12 protein-coding genes are annotated in these 18,567 nt (G+C 73.4%); 6 read left to right on the top strand and 6 right to left on the bottom strand.

Annotated features, from left to right (window positions below; genetic code table 11):
• Nucleotides 1-398: 398 nt before the first annotated feature.
• Nucleotides 399-3,266, bottom strand: coding sequence for a DEAD/DEAH box helicase (locus tag ACFC1R_RS15825; RefSeq protein ID WP_375938786.1), 2,868 nt, complete (start codon nucleotides 3,264-3,266; stop codon nucleotides 399-401).
• Between the two features lie 461 nt (nucleotides 3,267-3,727).
• On the opposite strand from ACFC1R_RS15825, the gene ACFC1R_RS15830 reads away from it, so the two are divergent.
• Together ACFC1R_RS15830 and ACFC1R_RS15835 are read left to right on the top strand one after the other, a co-directional pair.
• Entirely contained in the window at nucleotides 3,728-4,105 is a 378-nt protein-coding gene (locus tag ACFC1R_RS15830) for a hypothetical protein (protein WP_375938788.1), read from the top strand.
• A 13-nt stretch (nucleotides 4,106-4,118) separates the two neighbouring features.
• Nucleotides 4,119-4,448, top strand: a complete 330-nt coding sequence (locus tag ACFC1R_RS15835; protein WP_375938790.1) for an ArsR/SmtB family transcription factor — start codon at nucleotides 4,119-4,121, stop codon at nucleotides 4,446-4,448.
• A 98-nt stretch (nucleotides 4,449-4,546) separates the two neighbouring features.
• On the opposite strand, the gene ACFC1R_RS15840 is transcribed toward ACFC1R_RS15835, so the two are convergent.
• The 3 genes from ACFC1R_RS15840 to ACFC1R_RS15850 form a co-directional block, all read right to left on the bottom strand.
• The gene (locus ACFC1R_RS15840) at nucleotides 4,547-4,903 is read right to left on the bottom strand and encodes a winged helix-turn-helix transcriptional regulator (protein WP_375938792.1); all 357 of its coding nucleotides are present in this window, start codon (nucleotides 4,901-4,903) and stop codon (nucleotides 4,547-4,549) included.
• Nucleotides 4,904-5,044: 141 nt separating this feature from the next.
• Nucleotides 5,045-6,055, bottom strand: a complete 1,011-nt coding sequence (locus tag ACFC1R_RS15845; protein ID WP_375938857.1) for a zinc-binding alcohol dehydrogenase family protein — start codon at nucleotides 6,053-6,055, stop codon at nucleotides 5,045-5,047.
• Nucleotides 6,056-6,390: 335 nt separating this feature from the next.
• Nucleotides 6,391-7,557, bottom strand: a complete 1,167-nt coding sequence (locus tag ACFC1R_RS15850; RefSeq protein ID WP_375938794.1) for an aminotransferase class V-fold PLP-dependent enzyme — start codon at nucleotides 7,555-7,557, stop codon at nucleotides 6,391-6,393.
• A gap of 205 nt (nucleotides 7,558-7,762) precedes the next feature.
• Between ACFC1R_RS15850 and ACFC1R_RS15855 the strand changes: the two genes are divergently transcribed.
• Both ACFC1R_RS15855 and ACFC1R_RS15860 read left to right on the top strand, forming a co-directional pair.
• Nucleotides 7,763-10,180 carry an immune inhibitor A domain-containing protein gene (locus ACFC1R_RS15855; RefSeq protein ID WP_375938796.1) on the top strand — a complete coding sequence of 806 codons (2,418 nt, stop codon included), beginning with the start codon at nucleotides 7,763-7,765 and terminating at the stop codon, nucleotides 10,178-10,180.
• Nucleotides 10,181-10,303: 123 nt separating this feature from the next.
• Nucleotides 10,304-11,350 (top strand): phosphotransferase family protein, encoded by a 1,047-nt coding sequence (locus ACFC1R_RS15860; protein WP_375938798.1) that lies wholly within the window; start codon nucleotides 10,304-10,306, stop codon nucleotides 11,348-11,350.
• A gap of 37 nt (nucleotides 11,351-11,387) precedes the next feature.
• Here ACFC1R_RS15860 and ACFC1R_RS15865 read toward each other — a convergent pair whose 3' ends face one another.
• Nucleotides 11,388-12,137 carry a TetR family transcriptional regulator gene (locus ACFC1R_RS15865; RefSeq protein WP_375938800.1) on the bottom strand — a complete coding sequence of 250 codons (750 nt, stop codon included), beginning with the start codon at nucleotides 12,135-12,137 and terminating at the stop codon, nucleotides 11,388-11,390.
• Between the two features lie 99 nt (nucleotides 12,138-12,236).
• On the opposite strand from ACFC1R_RS15865, the gene ACFC1R_RS15870 reads away from it, so the two are divergent.
• Together ACFC1R_RS15870 and ACFC1R_RS15875 are read left to right on the top strand one after the other, a co-directional pair.
• Entirely contained in the window at nucleotides 12,237-13,730 is a 1,494-nt protein-coding gene (locus ACFC1R_RS15870; protein ID WP_375938802.1) for an FAD-dependent monooxygenase, read from the top strand.
• A 167-nt stretch (nucleotides 13,731-13,897) separates the two neighbouring features.
• Nucleotides 13,898-16,171, top strand: a complete 2,274-nt coding sequence (locus ACFC1R_RS15875; RefSeq protein WP_375938804.1) for a helix-turn-helix domain-containing protein — start codon at nucleotides 13,898-13,900, stop codon at nucleotides 16,169-16,171.
• A gap of 490 nt (nucleotides 16,172-16,661) precedes the next feature.
• On the opposite strand, the gene ACFC1R_RS15880 is transcribed toward ACFC1R_RS15875, so the two are convergent.
• Nucleotides 16,662-18,470: a glycoside hydrolase family 36 protein gene (locus ACFC1R_RS15880; RefSeq protein WP_375938806.1), complete on the bottom strand. Its 1,809-nt coding sequence runs from the start codon at nucleotides 18,468-18,470 to the stop codon at nucleotides 16,662-16,664.
• Between the last annotated feature and the right edge of the window lie 97 nt (nucleotides 18,471-18,567).

Genomic DNA, 18,567 nt, shown 5'->3' on the forward strand with positions numbered 1-18,567 from the left:
GAGGAGGCGCAGGACGGCCGGAGGTCGTCGGGTCACCGCACCGCGTCCGTTCGGAGCAGTGCCGGACACGTACGGGCGGTCTCCGCCCGGCCCGCGAAAAGCGCCCGGACGGCGGGATCGGGAAATTCCGGCCCGGGACGGCCGCGCTGCGCCTCGGGCGGGGCGGAGAAATCGGCGACCGGGACGGCGACCGGGGAATTCCGGGCCGTAATGTCCGTCCGCCGGCCGATGTCCGGCTGTGTCGGGGACGGACGCCGGGGAGCCGGCCGGCCGGTCCGGCGACCGCCGGAGCCGTGGCCCGCCCTGCTGCGGGTCCGCACCTCCCACCGCCCCTCGCCGCCGCACGGCTCCGCCCCCGCCGGACGCGCCGGCGGGGGCGGAGCCACGGTGGGCGGCCGTCAGCCCACGGACGAGTACGCGATGATGCCGCGCCGCAGCCCGTCGACCGCCTTGCGGGCGGTGGTGCGCAGCTGGGCGTCCTCGCCCGCCGCGTCCTGGATCTGGCCGAGCACGTCGATCAGCTGCTTGGTCCAGCGGACGAAGTCGCCGGCCGGCATGTCGGCGTCGCGGAGCACCGAGTCCAGGTTGTGGCCGAGCGCCCAGCGGTAGGCGACCCAGGCGAAGCCCAGGTCGGGTTCGCGCTGGCCGACGCCCTCGGCGGTGTTGATCCGGTGCTGCTCCTCCAGGGCGTCCAGGTGGCCCCAGATCCGGATCATGCGGCCGAGTGCCTCCTTGGTGCTCCCCTCGGGGACCCGGGGGGCCATCGCGTCGTCGGCCTGGCGGGCCTCGTACACCAACGCCGAGGCGCAGGCGGCGAGTTCGGCGGCGCCGAGGTCCTTCCAGACGCCCTCGCGGATGCACTCGGAGGCGAGCAGGTCGAGCTCGCCGTAGAGGCGGCCCAGGCGCTTGCCGTCGGCGGTGACGGTGTCGCCGCTGAGGTAGCCGAGGTCGGTGAGCAGGCCGCAGACCCGGTCGAAGGTGCGGGCGATGGTGTGGGTGCGGGAACGCATCTTGCGCTCCAGGACCTCGGTGTCGCGGTGCAGCCGGTGGTAGCGCTCGGACCAACGGGCGTGGTCCTCGCGCTCGTCGCAGCCGTGGCAGGGGTGCCGGCGCAGCTCGGTGCGCAGCCGGGTGATCTCGGGGTCGTCGGCGGCTGCGGCGCGGCCCTTGCGGAACCGCTCGGGCTCCAGGTGGCCGGCCTTGGTGCGCAGCGCGGAGGCGAGGTCGCGCCGGGACTGCGGGCTGCGCGCGTTGAAGGACTTGGGGATCCGCATCCGCTCGACGGCGGTGACCGGGTACGGGAAGTCGATCATCGCGAGCCGCTTGACCTGCCGCTCGGCGGTGAGCACCACCGGGCGCGGGCCGTCCTGGTAGTCGGGGTGGCGGCTGGTGCGCGGCGAGCGGCTGACCGGGGGCAGGCCGGGGTCGAGGACCAGGGCGAGCCCGGCGAACTTGCCGGTCGGCACGTGGATGACGTCGCCCGGCTTGAGCTGCTCGATCGCCTCGACGGCGGCGGCCCGGCGCTGGCTGGTGCCCTCGCGGGAGAGCTCGTTCTCACGGTCCTTGAGGGCCCTGCGCAGGCCCATGTACTCCTCGAAGTCGCCGAGGTGACAGGTCATCGACTCGCGGTAGCCGTCCAGCCCCTCCTCGTTGCGCTGGACCTGGCGGGCGATGCCGACCACCGAGCGGTCGGCCTGGAACTGTGCGAAGGAGGTCTCCAGCAGCTCGCGCGAGCGGTGCCGTCCGAACTGGCCGACCAGGTTGACGGCCATGTTGTAGGAGGGGCGGAAGGAGGACTTCAGCGGGTAGGTGCGGGTGCCGGCGAGGCCCGCGAGTGCCTCCGGGTCGATGCCGCGCTGCCAGAGCACCACGGCGTGGCCCTCGACGTCGATGCCGCGCCGCCCGGCCCGGCCGGTGAGCTGGGTGTACTCGCCGGGGGTGATGTCGGCGTGGGTCTCGCCGTTCCACTTGACCAGCTTCTCCATGACCACCGAGCGGGCGGGCATGTTGATGCCGAGCGCGAGCGTCTCGGTGGCGAAGACCGCCTTGACCAGGCCCTTGACGAAGAGCTCCTCGACGACCTCCTTGAACCGGGGCAGCATGCCGGCGTGGTGGGCGGCGATGCCGCGCTCCAGGCCGTCGAGCCACTCGAAGTAGCCGAGGACGTGCAGGTCCTCGTCGGGGATGTCGGCGCAGCGCTCCTCGACGATCTCCCGGACCCGGGCCCGGTCGCTGTCGCGGTTGAGGCGGAGTCCGGAGGCGAGGCACTGGTTGACGGCGGCCTCGCAGCCGGCCCGGCTGAAGATGAAGGTGATCGCGGGCAGCAGGCCCTCGGCGTCCAGCCGTTCGATGACGTCCACCCGGCCCGGGGTCCAGACCCGGCCGGGCCGGCCGTTCGGCATCGAGCGGCCGCGGCCCCGGGCGAACCGGTCGCGCGGGTTGCGGTCCTGTTCGGAACGGGCGAGGCGGACGAGTTCGGGGTTGACGGCCTTGGCCGGGTTGCGCGGGGCGTCCTTGGGCCGGCCGTCGCGGTCCGGGCTGGCGAACAGGTCGTACATCCGGTTGCCGGCCATGACGTGCTGCCAGAGCGGCACGGGGCGGTGCTCGGAGACGATGACCTTGGTGCCGCCGCGCACGGTGTCCAGCCAGTCGCCGAACTCCTCGGCGTTGGAGACGGTGGCGGAGAGCGAGACCAGGGTGACCGACTCGGGGAGGTGGATGATCACCTCTTCCCAGACGGCGCCGCGGAAGCGGTCGGCGAGGTAGTGCACCTCGTCCATGACCACGTAGCCGAGGCCGTCGAGGGTCTGCGAGCCCGCGTAGAGCATGTTGCGCAGCACCTCGGTGGTCATCACCACGATCGGCGCGTCACCGTTGACGGAGTTGTCGCCGGTGAGCAGGCCGACCTTGGCGGCGCCGTAGCGCTTGACCAGGTCGCCGAACTTCTGGTTCGACAGGGCCTTGATCGGCGTGGTGTAGAAGCACTTGCGGCCGGCCTGCAGGGCCAGGTGGACGGCGAACTCGCCGACGATGGTCTTGCCGGAGCCGGTCGGGGCCGCGACCAGGACGCCGGTGCCCTCCTCCAGGGCCCGGCAGGCCTCGATCTGGAAGGGGTCGAGCGGGAAGTCGTACAGCTGCTGGAACCCGTGGAGGGCGGTGGCCTGCTCCTTGGCGCGGCGGCGGAAGGCCGCGTACGCCTCGGCGGGGCTGAGCTGCTCGGTGTCCGCGGGCGGGATGTCCGGGTGCGGGGGCATGGCGCTGTTCATCGGCGTCACCTCTTCTTCCCGTGGGACTGCTTCGTCCCGTGGGGCCGGTGGGGCCCGTACGGGCGGGACGGGGGTGCAGACGGCGACGCCTGCGGCTGCGGGGCCGGGCCGACCTGGGGCGGCGGTGGGGCGCAGCGGGTGTGGTTGATGTGGTGATCGAGCATCTCAGCCTGAGATTACCCGTCGGGAGTGCCATCGATAGCACTGTTTTCCACCACCGCACCTCGGCGCAGCGGCGCGCGACCCGATGCGAGCGGACATGCGCGGGGAGTCACCGATCAATCGAATTCGCAGTTGCAGATGTCTTCAATCAGTCAACTTCGCCCAGTGCTTCCGACTGCTTCCGATCGTATTCGATCGCTTCCGGTCATCCGCCGTGCACACGAGAGCAGCTCCCTACAGTCGGACCTCCGAGCCCACCGACAAGAGGAGCGGGCTCGTCCGCAACGGAAGGAACCGCGATGAGCAGTCTGGACAGCGCACTCAAGGAAGCCATGACCATCGAAGGTGCGATCGGTGTGGCACTGGTCGACTACGGCAGCGGCATGGCCCTGGGCACACTCGGCGACGGTGGTGCCGAACTCGACCTCAACGTGGCCGCCGCCGGGAACACCGACCTGGTCCGCGCCAAGATGCGGACGATGGAGATGCTCGGCCTGCACGACAACGACATCGAGGACATCCTGATCAGCCTGACCAGCCAGTACCACCTGATCAGGCCGCTCACCACGGCCACCGGCCGGGGCCTGTTCCTCTATCTGGCGCTCAGCCGCAGCCGGTCCAACCTGGCGATGGCCAGGCACCAGCTGCGGCGCATCGAGGCCGGGCTCGAGGTCTGAGAGGGAGCACCGCGTGCCGGTACCGCTGCACCAAGCCAAGGCCGAGTTCTTCCGGATGCTCGGTCACCCGGTCCGGATCCGGGTACTGGAACTGCTCCAGGCCGGCCCGATGCCGGTCCGCGACCTGCTGACGGCGCTGGACATCGAACCGTCCAACCTCTCCCAGCAGCTCGCCCAGCTGCGCCGCTACGGACTGGTGACGGCCACCCGGGAGGGCTCCACGGTGGTGTACGCCCTGGCCGGGGCGGACGTGGCCGAGCTGCTGCGGGCGGCCCGGCGGATCCTCACCGAACTGCTCGCCGACCAGGGCACCCTGCTCGCCGAACTCCGCGCGGCGGACTGAGCCGCCGAAGCACCGTCCGGGCCCCCGGCCTCCCCGCCCCCGTCGGCCCCGTCGGCCTGTTCAACCCCTCGGCCCCGTCGGCTCCTTGTCGGCTCCGGTCAGCCGATCAGGTCGAGGTGCTGCTCGACCCACTCCCGCAGGCCGGAGAGCGGCCGGGCCACGCTGTGACCGAGGTCGGTGAGCTCGTACTCCACGTGCAGCGGCACGGCCGGGTAGACGGTGCGCGAGAGGAACCCCGCGTCCTCCAGCCGCCGGAGCGTCTGGGTGAGGACCTTCGGGCTCACGCCCTCCAGGTGGCGCTGGAGTTCGCCGAACCGGCGGGGGCCGGTTTCGAGTGCCCCGATGGCCAGTGCGGACCACTTGTTGGCGAGCAGGTCGAGCAGCGGACGGCAGGGGCACTGGGCCGCGTACACGTCGTGCTTGTCGTGGCGGCCGGTTGCGCAGATCACCGACACGGCGGGTCTCCCGGGGTTGGCTCGGTACTTCCCGTGCGGCACTTCGCACACGGTACTTCCCTCTGGGAAGCAGGATGCCACAGAGGCCGCGTGGCCCGGCTCCGGCCCTGCTGCCCGGGCGGACCGGCAGCCCGGGCGGGATCAGAATCCGGTCAGGGTGACCTTGCCGATCGCGGTGCCCGCCTCCATGATCTCGTGCGCCCGGCGCAGGTTGGCGGCGTTCACCGGGCCGAGGTCCCGGGTGGCCGTGGTGGTCAGGACGCCCCGGTCCACCAGCCGGGCGACCTGGGCCAGGATGTGGTGCTGCCGGTGCCGGTCCGGTGTCCGGAACAGCGAGCGGGTGAACATGAACTCCCAGTGGAAGGAGACGCTCTTCGACTTGAGCACGCCGATGTCGAGTGAGTCGAAGTCGTCGATCGAGACGATCTGGCCGAAGGGGTTGAGCACCTCGGCGTAGGCCGCGAGGTGCTGCACGGTACCGGCCGTGCCGAAGACGTAGTCGACGCCGCCCGGCGCCGCCTCGGCCAACTGCGGTGCCAGCGGCCGCCGGTGGTCGACGATCCGGTGGGCGCCCATCCGGCGGGCGAACTCGGCGCTCTCCGGCCGGGAGGCGGTGCCGACCACGTCGAGGCCGGTGAGCGTCCGCGCCAGCTGGACGACCATCGAGCCGACGCCGCCCGCAGCGGCGGTCACCAGCAGCGTCCCCGTCCGCTCCAGCCCGCCGTTGCGCAGGCCGAGGCGTTCGAACAGCCCCTCCCAGGCGGTGAGAGCGGTCAGCGGAAGGGCCGCCGCCTCGGCGAAGGACAGCGTGGCGGGCTTGGGGCCCACGATCCGCTCGTCCACGGCGTGGAAGCGGGAGTTGGCCCCGGGGCGGTCGAGCGCACCGGCGTAGTAGACCTCGTCGCCGACCTCGAACAGCTCCACCTCGGCACCGACGGCGACCACGGTGCCCGCCGCGTCCCAGCCGAGCACCTTCAGCTCCCCGGCCGGGTCGGCGTTCTGCCGCACCTTGTGGTCGACCGGGTTCACCGCGACGGCCTCCACCCGGACGAGCAGATCGCGCGGGCCCGGCTCGGGCACCGGCAGCTCGACGTCCAGCAGGCTCTCGGCGTCGTCGATCGGCAGGCTCCTGCGGTACGCGACCGCACGCATCGTCGCGCTCCGGCTGGCGGTCGCATCCTGGTTGTCACTCACAGCAGTCACCTTCGGTCGGCTCATCGGCAGGCTCGCAGCGGGTCCGGACATCGGTCCACGACGCCCGGGCCCGCTGGATCCGACGCTACGACCCACCCCGTGGTTACCCGCAAGGGAAGCTACTACCCGTTGGGAAGCATGGAGGTGGAGCCCCTTTTCGCGCGACACAGGGCGGCAGCCTCGCCACACGGCGACAGCCGTCGGCCACCGGTGCCGACCTCCCGGGCGCCGGCCCTCAGGTACCGGCCCTCAGGTACCAGCCCCCAGGCACCGGCCCTCGGGCGCCAAGGCCCTCAGGCGCGCAGCAGTGCGCCGATCCCGTCCGCCAGCCGACGGTACTCCCCGGCGCAGTTGTAGACCTGGGCGCTGATCCGCAGCACCCCGCCGCCCGGCCACGGACGCACCGCCACCCGGGCACCGAGGCGCTCACGGATCGACGCCATCAGTTCCCTGACGCCCTGCTCGGTCTCGGCGCAGCCGGACGGCAGGCGTACCGCGCGCATGGCCAGACCCGGCATCGCCGGCAGCTCGCACAGCCCGGCCCGTTCCACCAACAGGCGCCCGCCGTAGGCGGCGAGGGCCTCGTTGTGGGCGCGCACCCGCTCGGCGCCGAGCCGTTGCAGCAGGGCGAACCCGGCCGGCGCGGCCAGCCAGGGGGTGTAGTCGCAGGTGCCGCGCCACTCGACGTGGCCGGGGAAGCCCCGGTCGTGCTCCCAGGAGAGCACCAGCGGCCGGATCCGCTCCAGCCACGGGGCGCGGACCGCCAGGACGGCGGTGGCGCGCGGAGTGAAGGCCCACTTGTGCAGGTTGCCCACCCAGAAGTCCGCGCCGCCCGCCGCACCGCCGAGGTCCACCGGGAGCTGGCCGGGCGCGTGCGCGGCGTCCACCACGGTGACGATCCCGCGTTCGGCCAGCGCGGCGAGCAGTCCCGGGCCGGCGATCTCGCGGGCGGTGGGCGAGGTGACCAGGTCGAGCACGGCGATCCTGGTGCGTTCGCCGACGGCGGCCAGTACCCGTTCGGCCACGCCGTCCGCGTCCGGGGTCCCGAGCGGGATCCGGGCGGTGCACACCTTGGCCCCGGTCTCGGCGGCGCGGCGTTCCACGGCCCGGACGACGGCGCCGTAGCCGTGGTCGGTGACCAGGATCTCGTCGCCCTCGGCGAGCGGGATCGAGTCGAGGACCACCGCGATGCCCTCGGTGACGTTGGTGAGCAGCGCCAGCCGATCGGGGTGGGCGCCGAGCGCGTCGGCGATCCGGGCGCGGGAGCGGCCGATCCGGTCGGGCAGTCCGCCGAAGAAGCCGTCCGGGTCCTGCTCCTGTTCGACCCGCAGCCGCGCCTGGGTCCGCTGGACGGGGAGCGGTACGGCCCCGAACGAGCCGTGGTTGAGGTGGGCGACGGCCGGGTCGAGGCTGAACAGGTCCTTGACTCCCGGCATCGGGACGGGCGGTACCTCGGTCACGGCTTCACCAACTCCACTGTCGCCACTGACGATGTGCCACGCGCTCGCGGTCGGCGCGGTACTCATACCCGGGCGCACCGGTGATCCCACCGAACTCGCCCCCTCGCACTCTTCCATGTGAACGATGACATGTGAAATATTACCTCGCGCCGCTCAAGCAACCACCCCTCTCCCTCCAACTCCCCGTCCGGAAAGGACCGGTCAGTTGCGCAGACTGTCCGCAGCCCTCGCGGCTGCGCTGACCACCGGCGCCATAGCCGCCACCCTCCTCGGCGCCCCCGCCCAGGCAGCGACCGCCCACACGGCAGCCACTCAGGCCGCCACCACACAGACCGTCGGCGCACAGGCAGCCGCCACCCGGCCGTCGTTGACGGATCCTCAGGAGACCGACGGCCGCGAAGGGCCGCAACCCCCGCTGGTCCCGCAGGAGCGCGAGCGCCAGGCGCTGCGCGCCAAGGCGCTGGAGCAGCTCAACCAGGGCACCGTGGCCAGGACTTCCCAGGGCCTCGCCCCGGCCAGGGTGAAGGTCGGCAACGACTACGTCCAACTCGCCCAGCAGCGCAAGGACAAGGTCTTCGTCATCCTCGCGCAGTTCGGCGACCAGGTCGACGACACCACGCTCTACAACGGCCAGGTGCGCTACGGCGGCACCCCCGGACCCCGGCACGACCGGATCCCGAAGCCCACCGGCAGCGACACCCACACGCTGTGGACCAAGGACTTCGACCGCTCCTACTACCAGAAGATGTTCTTCGACGACACACCCGGCGCGGTCTCCCTGCGCAACTACTACCGCATCCAGTCCTCGGGCCGGTACGACGTCGACGGCACGGTCAGCGACTGGGTCACCGTCCCGTACAACGAGGCGCGTTACGGCAGCAACAAGGGCCCGCAGGGCAGCGGCGCGTGGACGCAGGCGCAGGAGTTCGTTCGCGACGCGGTCAAGGCCTGGTACGACGGCGAGATCGCCAAGGGCCGCTCGGTGGCCGACATCAAGGCACAACTGGCCCAGTACGACGTCCAGGACCGCTACAACCACAACAAGGACGGCAACTTCGACCAGCCCGACGGCTACCTCGACAACGTGATCGTGGTGCACGCGGGCGTGGACGAGACCTGGGGCGGCGGCGCCCAGGGCTCCGACGCCCTGTGGGCGCACCGGAGTTGGGCCTTCCCCGACCCGACCGGCCAAACCGGGCCGGTCGGCGACCGGATCGGCGGCGTCCCGGTCGGCGACACCGGCCTCTACGTCTACGACTACGTCCAGGCGGGCGAGAACAGCGGCGTCGGCCTGTTCGCCCACGAGTACGGCCACAACCTCGGCCTGCCCGACCTGTACCCGACCACCGGCGGCGACAACAGCGTCAACTTCTGGTCACTGATGTCCTCCGGCTCCTACCTGGGCAAGGGCCGGAACACCACCGGCGCCTACCCCGGTGACCTGGACGCCTGGAGCAAACTCCAGTTCGGCTGGCTCAACTACGACGAGGCACAGGCCGCGACCCGTTCCTCGCACGCCCTCGGCGTCAGCAGCTACAACACCGACCAGGCGCAGGCGGTGCTCGTCCACCTGCCCCCGAGCCGGACCACCACCGAACTCGCCGACCCGGCCGAGGGCGGCTCGCAGTGGTGGAGCGACACCGGCGACAACCTCGACAACTCCCTCGCCCGCACGGTGGACCTGACCGGCAGGACCGGCACCGCCGCACTGGACGCGGCAGCCTGGTACGACACCGAGAAGGACTACGACTTCCTCACCGTCGAAGCCTCCACCGACCAGGGCCGGACCTGGAAGCCGCTGGGCGGCAGCGTGGACGGCGCGCCGATCGGCAACACCACCGCCGGTACCCCCGGCCTCAGCGGCACTTCGGGCACCTGGGTGCAGCTGCACGTCCCGCTGGACGCCTACCTCGGCAGCCAGGTCCGACTGCGCTTCCACGTCACCTCGGACGGCAACACCCACGGCAAGGGCGTCCTGGTCGACGCGGTGCGGATCAGCGCGGGCGGCGAGCAGCTCTTCGCCGACGGCGCCGAGCACGGCAACCAGGGCTGGACGGCCACCGGCTTCACCATCGTCACCGGGAAGGACGCGGTCAAGGACCACCCCCGGGCGTACCTGGTGGAGAACCGCCGCTACGTCGGCTACGGCGCCTTCCTGAAGACCGGTCCGTACAACTTCGGCTTCAGCGGCGTCGCCGGCAAGCAGGACGTCATCGACACCTACCCCTACCAGGAGGGGGTGCTGATCTGGCTCTGGGACACCGCCTACAGCGACAACAACACCCAGGACCACCTGGGCGGCGGTCTGATCCTGCCGATCGACGCCCACCCGAAGCCGATCCGCTTCGGCGACGGGAGCCTGGTCAACGCCCGCGCCCAGACCTTCGACGCGACCTTCTCGCGGCAGCCCACCACCGCCTTCGACCTGCACAAGGGGGGCATCGCCGGCACCGTCACCAGCGAGCCGGCGGTGCCGGTCTTCAACGACCACACCGGCGTCTACACCGACCCGGCCACCCCGCAGCTCGGCGTGCACGTCCCCGACACCAACACCACGATCGAGGTGGTCCGCGAGACCCGGGGCGGCCTGCTGACCACCGTCCGGGTCGGCCCGGCCTCCTGACCCCGGCCACCTCACCCGGCTCCCCGACCTGTTGACTGATGCCCCGGTCCCGTCGCCCGTCGCCCGACGCGCGGCGGGGCCGGGGCGTTTCGCCCGCCACCGCGCAGGACTGTGAGGAGAGAGATGACCGAACCCTGGAGCCGGACCCTCAGCTGGGTGCGGCAGCACCTGGAACCCGGCGAGGAGATCCTCGGCGCCGAACGACTGACCGGCGGATGGACCTCGACCATGCGCCGGATCCACCTGCAAGGCCCTGGCGGAGAAAGGACGTTGGTGCTGCGCTCGTTCGTCCGGCCGTTCTACCGCAAGCACGCGGACGGGCTGCTGCGCCGGGAGGCCGGGGTGCTGCGCCTGCTCGACCGGCCCGACGACCGGCCCGTTCCGGCCGCCCGGCTGGTGGCGGTGGACCCCGCCGGCGAGCACTGCGACCACCCCTCGCTGCTGATGACGCTGCTGCCGGGTTCGGTGCGGCTGGCGGAGGACTCGGCGGCCGCCCGGATCCCGCTGCTGGCAGGCCAGTTGGTGCGGATCCACCGCACCGCCGTCACTGCGCAGAACAGGCCGCGCGCGTACCAGGCGTGGACGAGTCCCGAGTCGGTCCGGGTACCGGCGGCGACCGGCCGGCCGGAGCTGTGGCGGCAGGCCGTCGAGGCGATCCGGCAGCCCGCTCCCCCGTTCCGGGGCTGCTTCCTGCACCGGGACTTCCATCCGGGCAACGTGCTGTTCACGGGCGGGAACAGCGACGCGGGTGCGGGCGCAGGAGAGGGCGCGGACACCGGAGGGGGTGCGGGCGCGGGCGGGAGCGGCGGCCGGAGCACGCGCGACGGCGGGAGCACGCGCGGCGGTGCGCTGCGGATCAGCGGCGTGGTGGACTGGGTCGAAACCTCCTGGGGCCCGGCCGAGTTGGACCTCGCCCACTGCTCCACCGCGCTCGCACTGCTGCACGGCGTCGACACGGCGGCGGAGCTGGAGAAGGAGTACCGGGCGGCCGGCGGACAGCTGGGCGAGCACCAGCGGTACTGGCGGCTGCTGGACGCCCTGGCCTTCGCCCCGGACGCGGAGAAGGTCGCCGTCCCCTGGCGTGAACTCGGCCGGACCGACCTGACCTCCGAGGTGCTGCAGCACCGGCTGGAGCACTACCTCGCCACCGTGCTGGAGCAGTACCGCTGAGGCGGAGCACCGCAGACGGGAGCCGGCCGGACCCGGCTCAGTAGCCGTACGCCGCCGCACCCGAGCCCAGCAGCGAGAAGGCCGTCTCGGCGTCGGCGACCGCCCGGGCGGCGGCCTCGGGCAGCGGCGTACCGGCGGCCACCCGGGCCCAGTTGGCGTAGGCCAGGGTCTGGTGCACCGCGAGGTACTGGGCCGCCACCAGGCGGGCCGTCAGCCCCGGCGCTCCGCCGTCCGCTCCCTCGGCCACTCCGCCGCGCGCCCGGCCAGCCGTCGTCTCGGCGGTCTCAGCGACCTCGGCCGTCTCGGCCGTCTCGGCTGCCTCCGCCGCCTCCGCCGCCTCCGCCGTCTCGGCCAGCGCGGCGGCCAGCGCCTCGGTGTCGGCGGCGACGTAGTCGAGCAGGTGCGAGGAGAGGCTGGGCGTCCCGTAGACCAGGCGGCGGAAGGCCAGCGCCTCGGGCTCCGCGCACAGGCCGGTGACCGGGTTGCGCTCGGCCAGCAGGTCGAGGTAGTGCCGCCGCAGGGCCGCCAGCGGGGAGACCCCAGCCGCCCGGGCCCGCACCACCCGGCCCGCCTCGCCCCGGTGGTCGGCGATCTGGTGCAGGACCAGCTCCTCCTTGCTGGCGAAGTACCGGAACAGCGTGGGCTTGGAGACCTCGGCCGCCGCCGCGATCTCGGCCACCGAGACCTTCTCGAACCCTCTGGCCAGGAAGAGCCTGATCGCGACGTCGGCGATCGTCTGACGGGTGCGTTCCTTCTTGATGGTCCGCAGACCTCCGGGCTCGTTCATGCGAACATCATAACCCCGGAACATTTTTTACCGGGTTGCATATTTTCCTCGGTTGCGTTTTGATGGCCGCATCGACGTTTCAGGGAGGGAGCAGCAACCATGTCCACCGTGCTGATCGTGGGGGCCGGGCCGACCGGCCTCACACTGGCGTGCAGTCTGGCCAGGCAGGGCGTCGGCGTCCGGATCATCGAGAGGTCGCCGGGGTTCCAGACCGGCTCCCGCGGCAAGGGGCTCAACCCGCGCAGCCTGGAGGTGCTGGCCGACCTCGGCGCCGCCGAGCGGCTGCTGGGGGCGGGGTGCAGCCGCGCGGTGTTCCGCAAGTACTTCGACGGCGAGTTCGTCGCCGACACCGATCCCCACGAGGGCGTCCGCCCGAGGCCCGACGTCCCGTACGAGCGGGGCCTGCTCCTCCCGCAGACCAGGGTGGAGCAGGCTCTGCGAGAAGTCCTCGCCGGGTACGGGGTCGAGGTCGAATTCGGCGCCGAGCTGGCCGGGTTCGAGCAGGGCGAGGAGAGCGTCACCGCGCGGCTCACGAGCGGTGAGGTGATCGTCGCGGACTACCTGGTGGGCTGCGACGGCGGGCGCAGCACGATCCGCAAGCGGCTCGGCATCGCCTTCGAGGGGTCCAGTGATCCGGAGACCGCGATGGTCGTCGGCGACGTCGAACTGGACGGGCTGGACCGCGGCTACTGGCACCAGTGGTTCGGTGCGAAGGGTGCCCTGCTGCTCTACCCGTTCGAGGGCAGCGACAGCTGGCAGTTCCAGGCCAACCCGGAACTGGACCGGGACGGGCGGGTGGTCGAGCCCTCGCTGGAGAGCTTCCAGCGCATCGTCGAGCTGCACACCGGCCGCACCGACCTGCGGGTGCGCAGCACCAGTTGGCTCTCCACCTGGCGGGTCAACGTCCGGATGGCCGAGCGCTACCGGGTCGGCCGGATACTGCTCGCCGGGGACGCCGCGCACGTCCAGCCGATCGCGGGCGGTCTCGGGATGAACACCGGCATCCAGGACGCCTGGAACCTCGGCTGGAAGCTGGCCTACGTCCTCACCGGCCAGGCCGGCCCCGGACTGATCGACAGCTACCAGGAGGAGCGGCTGCCGGTCGCCGCCCGGACGTTGGACATCACCACCGCCGCGATGATCGAGGTCGTCGAGCGCTCCCGCACGCCCGGTGTCGGTTTGGAGGTGGTCCGCTCCGACGACACCACCGGGCTCGCCGTCCACTACCGCTGGAGCACGCTGGCGGCGGACGGCCTGGACGGCGGACCGCAGCCCGGCGACCGGGCCCCGGACGCCCCGCTGGCCGACGACGAGGGCCGGGCCGTCCGCCTCTTCGAGCTGTTCGCGGGCAGCCACTTCACCCTGCTCTCCTTCGGCCGCCCGGTACCGCAACTCGACGGCCCGGTGGTGGGTTTCGCGATCGACGCGGGCCCCGGTTCGCTGCAGGACCGGGACGGGCACGCCCGCCGCGCGTACGGGGTCGAGGGCGAGGCGCTGGTCCTGGTCCGGCCGGACAACCACGTCGCGCTGACGGCGCGGGCAGAGGAGGTGGAGGCCGTCCGGCACTACCTGAGCCGGCTGCGCGCGCTCTGACCCCGGCGGGATCCTCCGCCCGCTCTCCTGACCTGCAGTCAGCACGTGCGGCGGCTCGGACCCGACCGGCTCCGTACGATCGGGGCGGGTCACCGGGGGGTTCGGGTCGTTCGGGTAGCAGCGGGCGGACAGATCTCGCGGACAGTTGCGGTGAGCAGGGAGGACAAGTGCCCACAGTCGGTTCGCTGGTCGGGATGGCGGAGCTGGCACTGGAGTTCGTGGCGGGTGCCGCCGAGCGCGGCGCGGGCAGGGCGGTGGTCGGCGTGGCCTGTGCCGACCCCGCGAGCTTCGCGGACGTCACAAACGTCATGGAGGTCACGGACGTCACAGACGTCATGGAGGTCACGGACCCGGCAGAGGTCACAGGCGCCACGCATGCCACGGGATCCGCAGATCTCGCGGGGTCCAGCGGCGTCCTGGGACCCGGAGGAGCTCCGGACTCCGCAGGCCGCACGGACTCCTTGGCCAGAACGGACTCCGCACGCGGCACGGACGTCGCCGAGTTCGCCGAGTTCGCGGAGTTCGCCGAGAAGCTGGTCCGGATCGAGCTCGGGCCGGGCGGCGGCTGGGCCGAGGAGCCGCACGGCGCGGCCCGGGTGATGAGCCGGCTCGCCGCTGTCCGGGTGGCGGCGCTGGCCGTCCCCGCCGAGCGGCCCGGCGAGGTGCCGGCCGCCCTGGCCGGGGCGGCCGCGCGGCACGGCGTGGTCCTGCTGACGGTCTCCCCCGGGACCTCCTGGCTGCAGCTCGCGCAGGTGATCGGCGAGGAGCGGCTGCGCGAGACCCGGGAGCAGCTCGTCGATCTGGAGCAACTCCTCACGCTGGTCCGGGAGCAGGGCCCGCAGGACAGCCGCGCGGAACGGCTGGTCGGCTGGCTGGCCAGGACGGTCGGCGGCGCGGTCACGCTGACCGGCACGCGCTCCGGTCCCGACCGGATCGCCGCTCCCCCCGAGGCGCCGCAGCTGCTGGCCGGTGCCCGCCGGACGGCCGAGGAGGTGGCGCAGGGCCGGCTCGCCTCGGCCTCGATCGACGACGGCGGCGGCGGCGGTCTGCGGATCCGGCTGACCGCGATCGGCCGACAGCGCCCGTTCCCCGTCCTGACGGTCGGCCGGACCACGCCCTTCGACGCCCGCAGCCGTGCCCTGATCACGCACGCGGCCGAGCTGCTGGCGCCGATCCTCCGGCTCAGGGAGGCGGGGGCGGACCGCGACCGGTTGGACGAGGTCGCGGCGGCGCTGCGGGTGGCGGTGTTCCAGCTGCTGATGGGCGGTGAGGTGACGCTGGCCCAGCGGACGGCCGAGGGCCTGTCCCGAGGGCTGCTGGACGCGGAGACCGCCCGGGTGTACGTGCTGGAGGGTCCCGCCGCCGAACGTGACCGACTGGCGCGGGAGTGCGCGGCGGCGACCGAGGGGAAGGCGCTGGTGGTCCGCTGTCCGGCCTACGACCAGCACCTGATCGTCGTGGCCCCGCTGAAGGACGCCGGGCCGGCCGACCACCGGCAGGACGCCGCAGCCGCCGGCCCGGCTCCCGGCCCCGGGAGCGGCGTCGAGAGCCGCCGCGAGAACTGCCCCGGGAGCCGCCCCGGGGACGGCTGGGACGCGGTGGGCACGACACTGCGGGGTTTCGTCGCCCGCCACCCCGAGCGGTGCCTGGGCGGCAGCGCGCCGCTCCCGCTCGCCCAGACGGCCGGCTCGTACGGCGACGCGGCCCGCGCCCTCGCGGTGGCCCGGCTGCAACCGGACCGCTCGGCGCTGTACGCGGCGGAGAGCCGGCTCGTCCAGGCCCTCGACCCCGGCACGGCGGCCGTCTGGGCGGGCGGGCTGCTGCGCCCGCTGCACGCGCTGTCGTACGCGAGCCTGGACCAGATGCTCGGCACGCTGCACCTCGGCCTGGAGTTCCCGGCAACCAGCGCCGCCAAGATCCTCGGGGTCAGTCGCAACACCGTCCGCGCCCGCCTCGACCGGGCGGCCGGGCTGCTCGGCCTGGACCTCGGCGGGCTGCGCGGGCGGACGGTGCTCCACCTGGCCCTGCAGGCCTGTTCGGTGGCCGGTCCGGACGGGCTCTGCCGCACCTCGCCCCGCCCGGATCCGCAGCGGCCCGTGCGGCTCGTGGACGTCCTCTCCGGCGCGGGCGCCCGGACCTGGGCCGAGGGCCTGCTGCGGCGCCTCGCCGAGGACGGCCGCGATCTGCGCGGCACACTGCTGACCTGGCTGACCGCGGACGCGAGCGTGGAGCGGAGCGCCCGACAGCTCGACCTGCACCCGCAGACCGTGCGCGAGCACCTGCGCAGCGCGGAGCGGCTGCTGCAGCGTCAACTGCTCTCGGGCGGCGGCGGGGTGTACGAGACGGCCTTGGCCTTCGCCGTCCTGGGCGAGCTGGAGTTCGCCGAGCCGGCCGGCCTCCCGGGCAGCCCTCCTCCGCCGGAGGCGTCAGCTCCGGCCTGACGCGGTCACCGAGTCGCGGCAGCTCACAGCGGTGGACCGTGCACCGGTGACGGTTCGCGGCCGTTCAACCGTGCACCGGTGCGGTACCGCCGGACGGGGCATCCGTCCTAGAGTCGCCGCATCGGCCGCACGGGGGGCGGCCGATGCGAACTCACCAGGCGGGTGACCCGCTGCTGCTGCGACCTCGGTCGCCGACCCCGCCTGGTGGCAGAGGTGCCCACCAGGTGCCGCCCGACCCCGGATCGTGTGGCGCACCTGGTGGGCCACGGGCCGGCCCGGGCCGACGGTCCCCCACCCTCCGCCCCGGGCCGGCGGTCCCCCACCCTCCGGCCCGGGGCGGATGCGTCCCCGCGGGATCGGCCGGGTGGGCCGCGCACCGGACCGCCCACCGCCCTTACGCCACACCCCACTCACCGCCCCGCACCTCACACGCCGCTCATCCCCCCCGCGCGCACGCACCGGACCGCTCACCCTGCCCCACCGCCCCGCGCTACGGGAGCACCCGCAGGGTCAGCAGCCCGCCCAGGGGCACCCGCAGCGCCAGCTCCCCCGCGTCCGGCTGCGGCTTTGACCGGCTGACGGTGGCGCCGCGGCAGTCCTGGACCAGGGCGGCCAGGCGGCCGGGCGGGCGGTCGAAGGTGAGGCGGACCAGGGGGTCGGGGTCCGCGTTGGCCACCAGCAGCAGCGACCAGTCGCCGGTGACCGGGACCGGGACGGGCGCGTACCGGCCGAAGGCGAGTGCCGAGCCGTGCCGGGCCTCGATCAGCGGATAGCCCGACTCGGGCCGGTGCGGGCGGAACCCGCCGCGTTGCAGCAGGTCGACGTGGTCGCGCAGGACGGTGAGCCAGAAGCGCAGCACGGCCAGTTGCTCGGGCCGCTGGGCACCGAGGTCCACCGAGACCTGCGGGGTGGCGAAGAGCGCGGACAGCAGCAGGACGGCGATCTGTTCGGGCTGCTCCTCGGGGTGCCAGGTCAGCGGGTCCGCATGGACGGCCAGCGGTCCCGCGGTGAGCCGGAGGTCGGCGATCCGGCTGCGGTTCTCGGCGGGGCTGTGCGGGCAGTCGGCGGCCCGGACCATGGTGGCGAACGGACGGAGGGCGGGGCTGACGTAGTCCTGCCGGTGCTCGACCAGCACCCCGGGGCGCGCGGCGCGCAGCCGGCGGTCCAGCGCGGCGAGCAGCCGGTGCACCCCCTCCGCGACCGTCGCGCAGTCGGCCTCCGGCGATCCCTCGGTGATGGCCGGCCGGGCGAAGGTGTCGATGAAGTCGATCTTCAGGCCGTCCACCCCGTACTGCTCGACCGCCGCGGCGAGCCGCTCGACCTGGTGCCCGCGCACGGTGGCGCTGCGCGGGTCGGCCACCGAGGTCCCCAGTTGCGGCAGGTGGGAGAGCGTGTGTCCGGCGAGCTCGGCGGCCGCGGTACTGCGGTCGCCGACGAACGGAAGGGCGTGCCAGAGAAGGTAGTTGAGGCCGAGGGAGCGGACCTTCGCGACGTGGGCGGCGAAGTCGGGGAACCCGGTCGGGGCCGGCCGCCAGTCGCCGGTGGTGGCGTAGGAGCGGGTGGACTCGTCGGTCTGCCAGCCGTCGTCCACGATCAGTGAGCGGAACCCGAGGGGTCGGGCCAGTGCGGCGAGCCGCTCGACCTCGGCGGCGTCCATCGCCAGGTGCAGCGCGTACCAGGTGCAGAAGACCGGCTCGAACGCGGCGTCCGGGACGGTGACTTCGGGCAGTCGGCCGGCCCACCAGGACGAGCAGTCCCGCACGGTGTCGGCGAAGTGACGCCGTGTCAGGTCGAGCCGGAGCGAGAGCTCCGGTCCCTCGTGCTCGACCCACCAGCTGAACTCGCCGCTCTCCTCCACCACCCCCTCGCCGATGGCGACCGGCCGTACCACCTCGCCGACCGCGAAGGTGCAGAGCGCGGTGCTGCCGCCGACCAGGCTGCCCACCGGAGCGCCCTTGGACAGCGAGGCGGTCCGGGGCGCCAGCCAGGACGGCGGCAGCCAGCGCGGGCCGGTGTCCGGGGTCCAGTACGCGCTCGCGCCGGTGCACGGGAGCCGCCACTCGATCCTGACCCGCAGCGGCGCTCCGCCGTCCGGCTCGCCGCCACGGACCCGGAGGAGAACGACCCCGGGTGGCTCCTGTGCGGTGGCGGTGACGGCGACCGACCGACCGCCGACGGCCGTCGCCCGCACCCGCAGCCCCGGTACGGCGAGCCCGGTGTCCACCTCCCGGGTCGTCTCGGTGCGCCCGGACGCGGGGGCGCTGCCGTCCCAGCTGAGCGGGGTCGGGTTCTGGCTCACGGGGTGACGTCCTCTCGCAGCGGTGCACGGAACGGGAGATGGAGCAGGAAGGGTGGGCCCGGTCGGGCGCGGCCCGTCAAACGGCTCTCCGCCGCGG

It is taken from the genome of Kitasatospora sp. NPDC056138, assembly GCF_042264695.1.
Lineage (GTDB): Bacteria > Actinomycetota > Actinomycetes > Streptomycetales > Streptomycetaceae > Kitasatospora.

Coding starts and splice junctions, on each gene's coding strand:
- ACFC1R_RS15825 (WP_375938786.1), bottom strand. CDS start 3,266: ATGAACAGCGCCATGCCCCCGCACCCGGACATCCCGCCCGCGGACACC.
- ACFC1R_RS15830 (WP_375938788.1), top strand. CDS start 3,728: ATGAGCAGTCTGGACAGCGCACTCAAGGAAGCCATGACCATCGAAGGT.
- ACFC1R_RS15845 (WP_375938857.1), bottom strand. CDS start 6,055: ATGCGTGCGGTCGCGTACCGCAGGAGCCTGCCGATCGACGACGCCGAG.
- ACFC1R_RS15860 (WP_375938798.1), top strand. CDS start 10,304: ATGACCGAACCCTGGAGCCGGACCCTCAGCTGGGTGCGGCAGCACCTG.
- ACFC1R_RS15865 (WP_375938800.1), bottom strand. CDS start 12,137: ATGAACGAGCCCGGAGGTCTGCGGACCATCAAGAAGGAACGCACCCGT.
- ACFC1R_RS15870 (WP_375938802.1), top strand. CDS start 12,237: ATGTCCACCGTGCTGATCGTGGGGGCCGGGCCGACCGGCCTCACACTG.